Here is a 13,457-nt window from a genome sequence, read left to right on the forward strand (position 1 = left end):
TTATTCTTCAACCTCTCCTTGTTCTGAATAGGGAAACCGCGATCCGTGAGCCTCCATGGGGAGTTCTATGCGCATTCTCGTTCCCCCGCCCGGATTCGGCTCTGCCACAATGGTACCTCCGTGGACTTCCACAATACCTTTGCAGATCGCCAGACCAAGCCCTGTTCCTGTGACATGCTGAGTAGACTCTGAGCGATAGAACTTATCAAATATACGTATTCTTTCCGCTTCCGGTATACCGACACCTTGATCAGCTACCCAGATCGTCAATTGACTTGGACTCTTATTACTCGTCACAGTGATGACGATCTGGCTCTCATCTGGCGAATATTTGATGGCGTTGCTGACGATATTGACCAGCACCTGCTCCAGCAATACTTCATCCCCGTAGATGAAGGCCGGATCATCAGGCAGTTCAACTTGAATGTTGCGATGTGGACTGAATTCCCGAACCTGTGTCAGTACAACGCTAACGATGTCTCCCACGTCACACCATTTCCGGTTCAGTTGCAACATGCCGCTCTCCAGCCGAACCATACCCAGCAAATTCGTGACAAGACGATTCATGCGCAAGGCCCCATCCCGAATGTTGCCTGTTAATTCTCTCCGATCCTCGGGTGTAAAAAGAGTATCATTCTCCAACAATCCCGTAGCCGAACCGATAATGGCAGTTAGGGGCGTACGCAATTCATGAGAGACAGAGTCCAGCAGCGCTGTGCGTATACGCTCTGATTCAGCAGTGATCTGCGCCAATCGGGCCTCTTCCGTCAGCTTCACTCGGGCAATGGCACTTGCCGCCAGTCCACCGCACGCCTCCAACAGACGAAGCTGCTCTTGCTGCTCATGAGACTCACCAGCGTCCATGCTCACGGCGAGCACGCCATGTATCTGCTCCTCTGTGCGCAGAGGTACATATAGCCCGGGAGATTCCCGCAAAGTGGATGATCCTTTACCTGCGATCTGTCCGTGATGATACACCCATTTGGCAATGGCAATCTCCGACTCTCCATCCCCCCAGCTATCCTTTTCTCCTTCTGATGCGGGTGAAGAAGAGCTTGTAACCAGTAGGTCCCCCTGACCATCGGGAAGATACACCGCTGCTGGTTTGGCCAAGGTGAGCGAAACCTGGGTTGCTATATTCACCTGTAGCGTATTCAGATCCGTAATGGCTGTCATCTGACGACTCAATGCGTACAGGGAGTTAGTTGTGGCTTCACGTGCTTTTACCCTCTCCAGTTGTTGTCGCAACCGACCTGCAAGACTTGCTGTCAGGATCGCCACAGCAAGATACACGGCAAAAGAGATGAGATATCTCAAATCCTCAACCGTAAAGCTCAGATATGGCGGTACAAAAAAGAAGTCAAACATAATGACACTAAAACTCGCGGCATATACAGCCGGCCCCATTCCCCAATACACAGCACTCACAAGAACGGGGAACAGGTATACAAGCGCTACATTAACCAGATCACCACTCATGCCAATGGCATGAAGAAGCAAGGTTAGCAGCGTCACCCCGAGCGTCACCCATACATATGCCGGAACCCGTTTTCCATGGGATGCCTGCATTTCTTTTCTTATTCGTCCAGACAACATCTATTCACATCCCGCTCCGTTCCTCATCGTAATCTGCAACGATTAATACATCCAGATGCCGCGACAACCGTACAAGTCGGTTGACCACCGAACCTGAGCCGCGGTAGCCATTCAGCCACCACACCCGTCTTGCCTGCCCGACCACCAACTGGGTTGCTCTCGCCTCCGATGCCTTTCTTGCCAGAATTTCAGGTACATCGCGCAGCCTCGGACTATGATGAATATGAAATTGACCACCAAGCCGAATCGTCAGCTGCTCCAATGCTTCCAGATGGCACTTCACTTCGTCACTCATGGACTCACCGATGTGGATATGATATACATGCCAGATGGCTTTTAGACGGAAAGCCATGCGGAATCCGCGCCGGATTAACCGCTCGGCATGATGATCACTGCTTACACATACAAAGACCGCTTCCTGTCTGCGCCAGGGTCCTCGAAGTGCAATTTTAGCTTGCTGTGTTTCAAGCCGTTCATCGACATCGTCCGCGAGTTCCCGCAGGGCAAGTTCCCGCAAGGCAATCAAATTACCGATTTTGAAGAAATTATCAAGGGCTTGCTCGACCTTGGCAGTTGCATAGATTTTACCCTCCCTCATACGCTGCCGCAAGGCCTGGGGTGCCACATCAATCAGCTGCACCTCATCCGCCATCTGAATGATCCGATCAGGTACGGTCTCGCGAACACGAACACCGGTAATATGCTCAACGGCATCATTCAAACTTTCGAGATGCTGTACATTCATGGTGGTAATCACCGAGATGCCTGCATTCAGCAGGATCAGGACATCTTCATAACGCTTTTGCCGAACACTTCCGGGCACATTCGTATGCGCCAGTTCGTCCACCAGCACCACTTCCGGACAGAGACGCAGAATCCCCTCCGTGTCCATCTCTTCAAGCCGAGCCTCCTGATAAACACGCTGCACACGAGGGATTACAGCTAAGTGACCCATCTGCTCCACGGTTTCTGCCCGTCCATGTGTCTCCAGCAAGCCAATCTGTACATCGATGCCCTTACGGAGCAAATCATTGCCTTCCCGCAGCATCATGTAGGTTTTGCCAACACCTGGTGCGGCTCCAATATATATTTTGAATGTGCCGCGCTGGATCTGACCAATCTGTTGCTTCAATTCCTGCTCGCTTAGTCTGCGGTATGTCAGTGACTCTACTTCGTTCACCTTGGCCGGAACCACATGTTCACCCTCCCGGGCCGCCCGATCAGCAACCAGAAACAGATCCACGCCACGTAATCTGCGTAACAGCGAGTTAACAACGGACCCTTGCCACAGTTCCTGCCAGCGCGTATGCCGGGAATGTCCCATCACAATCCGGGTAATCTGGTGCTCCATGGCGTAACGCGCCAGCGTAGACGGGATGTTGCGACGGTGTAATATAGACAACTCCTCCATATGGCCGCCAAACTTCTCCACCAGCTTGATCATATTCCGCCGGAAAACGGTTTCCTCCTTGGTTAATGGCTGCTTATTATTCCGAAAAACCACGGCGCACAGATCACCATTCAAACGTCTAGCAATCTGTTGTCCACGCCGGATGTAGATCGAGCCGTTCCAATGATATTGCGTGGACACCAGAATCCGTTCCGCTATGCCAGTTGTCACGGTGATTCCCATCTCCTCCCGATGCTCACGCAGGGATTCATTCACCCCTTCTGCAACCAATCTCAGGGCCAGTTCGCGCAGAATACCCAGATTGCCTTGACGAAAAACAGCTTCTCCCTCACGCCCCTTCAGGTGACCTTCTGCCAGACGGCTCAGTATGGTTTCCGGCGTGACGTCAATCAGCTTGACTTCATCCGCAAGTTCCAGTGTATCCGCAGGCACGGTATGTTCTGCTGCGATACCGGTGAGCTGCCGTGCCAGCTCGGTGTACCCTTCCAGCTCATACACATTCACCGTTGTCATGACACTGATATTGTGTCGGAGCAAAAACTGAATGTCCTCCAGCCGGGTAGCATGCCGGGCGCTTTCTCTGTTGCGATGTGCCAAACCATCCACCAGCACAACCTCCGGATTACGCACCAATAGAGCATCCAGGTTCAGATCCTTCATCTCTGCATCATCACTCTGGCGTAACCAGTGAATGCTTGGAATCCGTTCGAGTGCGCCAAGCTGTTCTACCGTTTCCGGTCTGCGCATCGTTGATACGGCACAGATGACCACATCAATGCCCTGCTCGCGCAACGCATTTCCTTCACGTAGCATATGATACGTTTTGCCCGATCCACTGACGGGTCCGATGTAGATTTTGAGCGTACCCTGCTGCAGCTTCGTAATCATCTTCAACATCTCTTCCGGTGACTTGCGCTTGAAACTGTCTTCCATCCGTCTCTCTTCACCTTCCCTTTAAAATATAATGAGAAAAATGGAGAAAGCCCCTCCCGATATATCGAGAGAAGGCTGGTACGTCCATTCGTTAGTTCAGTTCTGTTGTCAGCGCCAGATTCAGAGCCGTTACATTCACACGCGGTTCCCCGAATATACCCATCTGACGGCCTTCCGTATACTCATGTACAAGTTGCACAAGCTGCTGTTCACTAAGCCCGGTAGCTTCGCTAATGCGCGGGATCTGTGCCTCAGCGGCTTCAGGAGAGAGATCTGGGTCAAGTCCCGAACCTGAACCCGTCACGAGATCAGCAGGGATCTGCTGCAATCCCGGGTTTTCCTGCCTAAGCTGAGTAATCTTTTCCTTCATCTCACTGATATACTCATCCGAAGCTACGGCACGATTCGAACCGGCTGAAGCCGTTGGGTCATAACCGGCATTGGATGCCCGGGGCTGGAACAGCCCCGGCGATTGGATTTCCTGCGCCAGTAGTGACGAGCCGATAATTTTCTCGTTTTGCGTAATCAGACTGCCATTCGCCTGCGCAGGAAAGAACAGTTGGGCTAAACCAGTTGTTACAAGCGGATAGATTAGACCGCAGATCAGCATAAGCACGACAGATAGCCGTACAGCAGGTAAGAACATGTTCATACAGATCACTTCCTGAATTCATTAGGATAAAAGGACAATTTTGATAAGCTTTGGTGTATCACTCTTTAGTTCAGGGTTTCAAGATCACATCGTTTGCTCAAAGAATCCCCGAAAGAACCATATCAATCAGCTTAATGCCGATAAAAGGTACAATCACACCACCTACGCCATAGATGAACACATTGCGACCAAGCAACCTCTCGGCTGACATCGCCCGATACTTGACGCCCTTCATCGCGATAGGAATAAGCAGTGGAATAATAATCGCGTTGAAGATCAGCGCCGACAGGATCGCAGACTGCGGTGAAGCCAGATTCATAATATTTAACGCCTGAAGCTGCGGCATGGCGAGAATAAACATGGCTGGAATGATGGCAAAATATTTCGCGATATCATTGGATATCGAAAAGGTTGTGAGCGCGCCGCGAGTAATCAACAGCTGCTTGCCAATGGAGACGACCGACAATAGCTTGGTCGGGTCAGAATCCAGGTCAATCATGTTGGCCGCTTCCTTGGCCGCCATGGTGCCCGAATTCATCGCCAGGCCTACATCGGCCTGTGCCAGTGCAGGAGCATCGTTCGTACCGTCGCCCGTCATGGCGACGAGTTTGCCCTCCTGCTGCTCTTTTTTGATCGCAGCAATCTTATCCTCGGGCTTCGCTTCGGCAATAAAATCATCCACGCCCGCTTCCAGCGCGATGGTCGCTGCGGTCAGCGGATTGTCGCCTGTACACATAATGGTCTTGATGCCCATGGCACGCATCTCAGCGAACTTTTCTTTCAGCCCTGGCTTCACAGTGTCTTTCAGATAGATCACACCGTAGATGCGATCATCGATGGCTACAGCAAGCGGCGTACCTCCGGCCTTTGCAATTCGATTTGCGATCTCATCCAGATCCCCCGGTATACGGCCTCCTTCGGAAGCGATATATCTTTTGATTGCATCTACCGCGCCTTTGCGGATCTTCATTCCGCTACTCAGATTGAGACCGGACATCCGGGTCTCTGCCGTGAATTCCACACTGTCCGCATTCGCATACTCCGACTCAGCCCAACGCTGACCTTGTTTGCCTGCCAGTTCCACAACAGAACGCCCTTCCGGGGTCTCATCTCGCACAGAAGCCTGTAAAGCAGCTTGCGTCATCTCTGAAGAAGTAATGCCTTGAACGGGAATAAACTCAGATGCCATGCGGTTTCCGTATGTGATCGTTCCTGTTTTGTCCAGAATCAACGTATCGATATCCCCGGCCGCTTCCACCGCTTTACCTGACATGGCGAGTACATTGAACTGCGTAACACGGTCCATCCCGGCAATACCAATGGCAGACAGTAACCCACCAATGGTGGTTGGGATCAGGCAGACGAGCAGTGCGATCAAGGTAGCCAGATCCAGTCGAATACCCAGGTAATCCGCCATCGGAACCATTGTGAGTATGACGATCAGGAAGATCAGCGTTAATACGGCGAGCAGGGTTGTCAGCGCAATTTCATTGGGTGTTTTCTGGCGCTGTGCACCTTCAACCAGAGAGATCATCCGATCAAGGAATGACTCCCCCGGATCGGTCTGAACACGCATGACAATGTAATCGGACACGACGCGTGTACCTCCGGTAACCGAGGAGAAATCACCACCTGCCTCCTTGATAACCGGGGCGGATTCTCCCGTAATGGCTGATTCATCAATGGAAGCCAAGCCCTCTATAATCTCACCGTCCGTCGGGATCAGTTCACCGACTTCCACACGGACCATATCGCCTTTTTTCAACTGGGTCGAAGACACGTGCCGGATTGTTCCATCCTTCTGCACCAGATTCGCCATGGTGTCCGACTTCGTCTTGCGTAACGTATCCGCCTGCGCCTTACCTCTGCCTTCAGCAAGTGCCTCCGCGAAGTTGGCAAAGAGTAGTGTGAACAGCAAAATGAAAAACACGGCGATGTTGTACCCGCGCCCCGCCTCGGATGCGGTGAAGAGATCCGGATTGATACACAATAAGAGCGTGATGAACGTGCCAACCTCCACAATGAACATGACCGGATTTTTGATCATGACCACTGGATTAAGCTTCTTGAACGCATCCCGTGAAGCCTGAAGTATCATATCCTTGCTTAGCGACCGTTTCGATCGGGGATCACGTTGAATATGACCGCGATTGTTATCCGGCTCATTGCCCTTCGATCTAAACATTTCTGTATCCATGTGTTGCATCGTCTGCTCCTTCTTTCGTTCGACTGCATTCATCGTGCACTGCCACCTCCATACGTTACGTCCTTACACCAATTCCTCTGTAGTACCCCTTTCATATTCCTCATTGAATCATGGCCAAGTGTTCTGCGATCGGTCCAAGGGCAAGCGACGGGAAGAATGTGAGTGCGCCGACAACAACAATCATCATGACCAGAATGCCCGCAAATAGAGGTGTGTGTGTCCGCAATGTTCCCGTGGTTACTGGTACAACCCGTTTTGTAGCGAGTGAACCCGCAATAGCCAGCATGGCGATCATCGAAACGTACCTTCCCAGCAGCATAACGATACCAATCGCGATGTTGTAAAAGTCTGTATTGGCATTCAGACCGGCAAAGGCCGACCCATTATTGGCTGCACCCGAGGCAAAAGCATAGAGAACTTCGGTCAGGCCATGCATACCCCCGTTCGAGATGGACGCAATGCTTTCAGGCCGCATAAGCGCGAGTGCCGTTGGCGCCAGAATAATTAAAGGATGAATGAGCAAGGCGATGGATGCGAGCTTCACTTCTTTGCCCTCGATTTTTTTGCCCAGGAACTCCGGTGTTCGTCCCACCATCAATCCACAGATAAACACAGCCAGAATCACATACAACAGTCCGTTGATCAGCCCTACCCCTTTGCCACCAAACACGTTATTAAGCATCATCTGAGCCAGTGATACCATGCCTCCAAGTGGAGTGAGCGACTCATGCATATTGTTGACCGAACCTGTAGTAGCCGCTGTCGTGACTGCCGTGAATAATGCCGATTCGGGTATGCCGAACCTGACCTCTTTCCCCTCCATATTGCCATGCAGACCTGCTGCATCCAACGCGGGCACACCGCGATATTCGGAGACAAATACCGTGGTCAACATCACAAGGAACAGAAAACTCATCGCTGCGAACAAGGCCCAACCCTGCTTCCGGTTATTGACCATCAAGCCGAAGGCGTAGACTAACGCAGTTGGCAACAGCATCATACAGACGATATGCACCAGATTGCTCAGAGCCGTCGGATTCTCGAATGGATGTGCAGCATTGGTTCCAAACCAGCCACCACCGTTGGTGCCAATGTGTTTGATCGACTCCAGTGAGGCGACCAGTCCACGTGAGATGGTCTGCTGCGCACCTTCCAGAGTGGTTGCATTCACCGCTCCCGCGAGTGTCTGAGGCACACCCTGAAACACGAGGAACAAGGCCACAATGAAACTCAGCGGTAAAAAAATACGTGTAATCGACCGTACAAGGTCGACGTAAAAGTTCCCCAGTTCATCCCGGCGGCCTACCAGCCCGCGAATAAACGCAATAGCCACCGCAAATCCCGTCGCTGCCGACGTAAACATCGGGAACGTCACGGCCAGCATCTGTGACAGGTACGACAGGGCATTCTCGCCCGTATACGACTGCCAGTTCGTGTTGGTCATGAACGAAACGGCCGTATTAAATGCCTGCGCCGCTGGCATATTGTCAATTCCATCCGGATTGAGCGGTAAATATTTTTGCAGTCGCAGCACCAGAAACATCAATACCAACATTACAAAGTTGGAGAGGAGAACGGCCGTGAGGTACTTTTTCCACCCCATGGACTCGTTCTCGCGTACTCCCATCACGCGATAGAGCAGTCGCTCCGGTCCGCCAAAAATCCGATCCAGCCGCGTTCTCCGTCCCTCAAACACGTTCACTATATATTTTCCCACCGGTTTAACCAGCAGCAGGATGATCAGTAGCGTTACCGCTACCTGCACTACACCGATACCCATATCCGCATTTCCTCCCTATTCAACATTCCCTTGTTCCCACATTACGCACATCGTCCGCATCAGAATTTCTCCGGCTTCACCAGCACATAACCGAGATACATCACCAGTGCGAGCACAATTATGCCGATGACGATCATCTGACTTCCTCCTCCCGATCCTCAAGCCTTTTCGCAGAATTTCACAAATCCCCAGAACACCGCAAACAGCAGCACAACCAATCCAATCATCGTGGCATCATTCACCATGCGCCCTTCCTCCCTCTCTCTACCGTTCTCTGCACTTGCTACATGTAAAATCGTAATACGAAACGCTGTAAAAAAGGGGTAAAGAAATGCCTTCACAGGTGTAAAAAAAGCGTAAAAAAAGACCCGCACTTCTCAGCTATGGGCTGAAAAGAACGGGTCTATAAGGTTTACTATTTATCCAAATGGATTCTGTGCCCACTGCAATAATCTCTTTTTCGTGATTTTGCCATGGGAAGTATGTTTAACGACTTGTCCCTGATCGAGCAGAAGCACCTGTGGTGACTCATGGTGAACCTCTGTCTCTTCCGCAATATGGCGGGACAAAGAGCGATTTTCAATCACTTTGACGATGCGGTAATCCATGGGATGTTTGGGATCTGACGCATTGGTGCCCACAAACGCGATAAATTCTCTGTACGCTCTCGCACTTATCGGACACGTTGTGCTGTGCTTCAGGATAAGCACCGGATGATCCTGCGAGCGTTGAAGGGCCTCTTGCCAATCACCCGGTTTGTGCAATTCTCGAACATGTTCGCTGAGCATATCTTCCTGATCCGAACCCGCACGTTTGCTAACCACCGAACCCATGACAATGCCAAGCGCCAAGCCAAAAGCAATCCCAAGTCCAAGTTGCTGTGTAGCCGTACCAATGCTGACTCCCAGGGCAACACCTATAGCAAGCCATACGGCTTGATGATTTACCTTTTTATCCATACAGATCTTCCCTTCTTAAAATATGTATATCCAAGGCTATAAAATTGAACTAATCATTTACACGATAACGAGAGGACAGAAAAAACCTGAAAAAGCGAAGCGTTCGCCTTTATCCCCGGATTTTCCCCTTCGGAAAAGGGAATCAAAAAAATCTGGGGATAACAGCGATTGGAAGGTTGTTCTGTCATCGTAGTGTCTGTGTAAATAATTAGTTAAACCATATATAGTAACAACTTCTACTCTTATATTATGATCAAAGTATAGCATAGGCATCTGTGAGCAGGCTTCGATAATCTTCAGCTCCAGAGACAGATTTTATCGCATGGATTTATGCAAAATGCTCATTTGTGATACACTGGTTGTAATTTGGAAACGATGAACATGAAGAATGGATTGGAAGGGCGGAAATTCCATATGACATACGCGTTTATGATTGAACCACAGGATTTTATCACGCTGGATAATGAAGATGAACTGATTGAGAAATGTCAGGAGTGGGGCCTGCTTTCCGGTAAAGCAACCAAACTCAAAACGTTCTATTATAAAGGTAACGGATTAAACATGCCGTGCACCATCATTGGATATGTCGATCACATGGCAGCCGTCATTCAACTGGATAATGGACAAAAACATTGCATTCACCCGTCGTATCTAAAGGAAATGCAAGCGTCCAGTTACAGCGCCAGAAGCGTAAGTAATGCGGGGTTAGATCGCAGCACAGAATCGTCAACTTCGGATACAGTCGCACCAGTCTCTGCTGATGTTACGCCAACTCCAGAAGATACACTGGTTAACCCGGATGAAATTCCGGCTAATCTGGATGATTCGGACGACACGGACACCGATGATTTCTCCTCGGGGATGAAGGGTGATCCGGATGGATTAGTAGAAGCGTATGTTGGACCTCAGTCCGGGGCATCCGGTGAAGCCAAACCCAAAGCCAAAACAGCAAGCAAGGCCAAGACCGTTAAGATTGATCTGCCAGAAGGCAAAGTGAAGATGAGCGCCGTTGTCAAAGAATTCACCACTGTACCGAATCACTTCTCTGACAATGACGATGAAGTCATCATCTATGAAGCAGTTACCATCTTGGAACCAGACGTCATCGATGTTGGAGAAGCCTGGTCGAGCCACAGTGCCACCATGAAAAAACACGAGCTTGAAGTCGGGGATATCCTTACGTTTGAGGCGAAAATGATTAAGAAAAAGCTGACACGTAACCCGGTTCCTTATAAAATCAACAACCCATCTAAGATTCAGAAGGAAGGCTGATCAAGAAAGAATAATCTCGGTTCATTCCAAAAATCAGCACAAAAAACCTCCAAGACTGCTCTAAGCAGATCGCGGAGGTTTTGCCGTTTGTAGGCTATATTAGCGAAGAGTACTCTCTCAAGCTTGTTCTGGTTTAGCACTGACTTGAAAATGTACGCCGAATTTGTCGACAACCGTGCCGTAGGCTGGACTCCAGAACGTCTCTTGTATCGCCATTTCCACTACGCCGCCATCTTCCAGTTGGCTGAAAATAGCTTTGGCTTCCTCCACAGTATCCGTGTTCACAGTAATACTAACATGATTACCTATAGTGTACGGCATGCCTGGAAACGTGTCGGACAACATTAATACCGAACTGCCAATCTGCAAAGAAGCATGCATAATACGGTCTTTCGCTTCTGGCGGGATGGGATGATTCGGGTCAGATGGACCGTCACCAAATGTTTGAAGTGCGAGCACTTCCGCTCCAAATGCCTTTTGATAAAAATCTACCGCTTCACGTCCATTACCGTCTGTTATCACATACACATTCAAGCTGATCGACATGCGTTCTTCATCTCCTTGGGCTCATGTAATTATACAATTCACGCCACTTGCGACATGAGTATATATGAACAGGTTGTCCTTTGACAAGCGTATATTTCTGCACTCATCTCTGGGGACTTTTACACGATTAGGGTTACCAGCATATTCTTAATCCATCCCTCTCTCCACTAGTTCTTTCGCTTGCGTATATAGTAGAGAACACGGATCAGAACACCCGGAACCAGTAATGCAAAACTGGCATAGATCAGACACCATTTCAACAAGGTAAATATCGGAGTGAGTTCAACAAGCACAGGCGTACGTTCAGGATAACGATACATGATCAGGGATGCACCTACATTTTCAAACATGTCCATAGCCCAACCCAAGACTGGAATGAGATTCACCCAGCGCCAGGGACTCTTTACCGGAAGCACCCGATAGAGTACGGATAAGAGAACAACCAATAGAAATAGATAGGCCAAGGGCCATATGAGGTCAAATGTGAACCGTGCATGGATATAGGCACTTCGCCCTGCTTCACCATACTGCTCAGCCATCTGATATAGATCATCCGCCGTGTACAAAAAAGAGCAATCCGGGGACTGCCCGCCACCTGTGGCTTCCTCCGACTTTGCCGCCTGCCAAGGCAGTATAAATGCAATAAAACAGGCAAATACAACAACCGCAGCTACAACCCAAAACCAGTTTACCCTCTGATAGAACCAGTCTGACAATTTCTTCAGCACGTTCTGTCCCCTTTCCGATAAAAAAAAGACCACTCTCCCGAATCCTGTCGGTCAAATGGTTGTGTTCAATCTTATGAAGTTATCGTGCTTGAACGATGTTATCTATTTCACTTTTCAATAAGAGGTATCGGTGAACACTTCTCATGATCGGGACCTTCGTAAGTTTGTTCTTGTCCACGTACAGTTTCATCTGGTCTTTGGTCAATCCAAGCAAACTTCCAGCTTCCGATACCGTCAATACTACCTCTGGGTTCGTAGCATTAAACGTCTTCTTTACCTTCTGATTCCAGTCCTCGAATACCTGCATAGATCAGTGACCTCTCCTATCCATAGCCAGTTATTATCAGGCTGAATATATCCAGTATACCACACTTGGGATGCTCGTAACTTAATCCTTGCGCAGAACCATATTCTGATAGGCTTTTTCACTTGCTGTAGTATGAGAAAAAGAGCCACGTCTGGACGCGGCCCTTGATTGCTCTACATGATGTTCGTTATGCCTCTTCCCAGAAGCGACGCAGGTTGTCCATGGCAATTTTGGATGCAGATTTACATTCCTCCATGCCTTCGAACTCCACCGTAATGTGCCCATCATAGCCGGAGTCTTTGATCAGCTTTACAATTTTGCGGATCGGAATGTCCCCTTGCCCAACGATGGCCCCACGCAGGAAGTTACCGTAAGCTGTCGTGAACCATTCCCCCTCACCCGGATGCTCATCATAAGGACGGAAGTAAAAATCTTTGAAGTGGACCAGGGAAGCGTACGGAAGATTTTTCATGACGCCAATGATCGGGTTCTCGTCCACGCACATGAAGTTGCCAATATCGAGTGTTGTTTTGAAGTTCGGACGGTCCACAGCATGCAGCACACGCTGCACCCGGTCACTCGCCTGCACACTGAAGCCGTGATTCTCAATGGTTGTAGTGATACCAAACTGCGCTGCATAGTCCGCAATGATCTGGCTTCCCCGTACCATCAGAGGCAGATGCTCCTCGAACCAGGCGATGGTCATCTTCTCCTTTGGCAGAGTAAACGCCGTGACGTCATGACGCATATGTGGTACACCCATCCGGTGTACGATATCCACATGCCTTTTGACGCGGGCCATCTCTTCTTCAAATGCCTCTTCCGTCTCCTGCACGAAATTGGCTGGCATCGAATAGTTGGACAGTTCAATACCTGCAGACGCTGCCCGTTCCCGAATCGCATCCGCCAGATCGTGATTGTCCTCCACGGTGTAACCGTAAGGTACCATCTCCATATGCTCTCCGCCGTTTGCCGCAATCCAGTCAATTACATCCAGCACCGTCATCTCACCGGAATTCAAATCGTTCAACAAACTGTACGTGCTCAGGCCCACTTTCATCTGCTCA

The 13,457-nt window shown here is 49.8% G+C and carries 11 protein-coding genes; 1 reads left to right on the forward strand and 10 read right to left on the reverse strand.

Translation table 11 applies throughout. The annotated features are described in order from the left end of the window. The 6 genes from MKY73_RS28450 to ytxJ all read right to left on the reverse strand — a co-directional run bounded on the left by MKY73_RS28450 (position 1) and on the right by ytxJ (position 9,537). Positions 1–1,596 (reverse strand): ATP-binding protein, encoded by a 1,596-nt coding sequence (locus MKY73_RS28450; protein WP_339304774.1) that lies wholly within the window; start codon positions 1,594–1,596, stop codon positions 1–3. A gap of 4 nt (positions 1,597–1,600) precedes the next feature. Next, the gene (locus MKY73_RS28455) at positions 1,601–3,940 is read right to left on the reverse strand and encodes a histidine kinase (RefSeq protein WP_339304775.1); all 2,340 of its coding nucleotides are present in this window, start codon (positions 3,938–3,940) and stop codon (positions 1,601–1,603) included. Positions 3,941–4,031: 91 nt separating this feature from the next. Then, positions 4,032–4,592 carry a potassium-transporting ATPase subunit KdpC gene (kdpC, locus tag MKY73_RS28460; RefSeq protein WP_339304777.1) on the reverse strand — a complete coding sequence of 187 codons (561 nt, stop codon included), beginning with the start codon at positions 4,590–4,592 and terminating at the stop codon, positions 4,032–4,034. Between the two features lie 97 nt (positions 4,593–4,689). Then, entirely contained in the window at positions 4,690–6,690 is a 2,001-nt protein-coding gene (gene kdpB, locus MKY73_RS28465; RefSeq protein ID WP_339308788.1) for a potassium-transporting ATPase subunit KdpB, read from the reverse strand. A 208-nt stretch (positions 6,691–6,898) separates the two neighbouring features. Then, entirely contained in the window at positions 6,899–8,572 is a 1,674-nt protein-coding gene (gene kdpA / locus MKY73_RS28470) for a potassium-transporting ATPase subunit KdpA (RefSeq protein ID WP_339308789.1), read from the reverse strand. A gap of 425 nt (positions 8,573–8,997) precedes the next feature. Beyond that, entirely contained in the window at positions 8,998–9,537 is a 540-nt protein-coding gene (gene ytxJ, locus MKY73_RS28475) for a bacillithiol system redox-active protein YtxJ (RefSeq protein WP_339304779.1), read from the reverse strand. Positions 9,538–9,951: 414 nt separating this feature from the next. Between ytxJ and MKY73_RS28480 the strand changes: the two genes are divergently transcribed. Further along, the gene (locus tag MKY73_RS28480; protein WP_339304780.1) at positions 9,952–10,809 is read left to right on the forward strand and encodes a hypothetical protein; all 858 of its coding nucleotides are present in this window, start codon (positions 9,952–9,954) and stop codon (positions 10,807–10,809) included. A 117-nt stretch (positions 10,810–10,926) separates the two neighbouring features. On the opposite strand, the gene MKY73_RS28485 is transcribed toward MKY73_RS28480, so the two are convergent. The 4 genes from MKY73_RS28485 to MKY73_RS28500 form a co-directional block, all read right to left on the reverse strand. Beyond that, positions 10,927–11,355: a VOC family protein gene (locus tag MKY73_RS28485; RefSeq protein WP_339304782.1), complete on the reverse strand. Its 429-nt coding sequence runs from the start codon at positions 11,353–11,355 to the stop codon at positions 10,927–10,929. Positions 11,356–11,522: 167 nt separating this feature from the next. Continuing rightward, positions 11,523–12,083: a hypothetical protein gene (locus MKY73_RS28490; protein WP_339304784.1), complete on the reverse strand. Its 561-nt coding sequence runs from the start codon at positions 12,081–12,083 to the stop codon at positions 11,523–11,525. A gap of 79 nt (positions 12,084–12,162) precedes the next feature. Further along, complete coding sequence (locus MKY73_RS28495) at positions 12,163–12,390, reverse strand: hypothetical protein (RefSeq protein ID WP_062837704.1); 228 nt, start codon at positions 12,388–12,390, stop codon at positions 12,163–12,165. 187 nt (positions 12,391–12,577) lie between these two features. Further along, positions 12,578–13,450, reverse strand: coding sequence for a sugar phosphate isomerase/epimerase (locus MKY73_RS28500; protein WP_339304786.1), 873 nt, complete (start codon positions 13,448–13,450; stop codon positions 12,578–12,580). Positions 13,451–13,457 lie beyond the last annotated feature (7 nt).

It is taken from the genome of Paenibacillus sp. FSL R5-0519 (assembly GCF_037974275.1).
In the GTDB taxonomy this organism is placed as follows: Bacteria; Bacillota; Bacilli; order Paenibacillales; family Paenibacillaceae; genus Paenibacillus.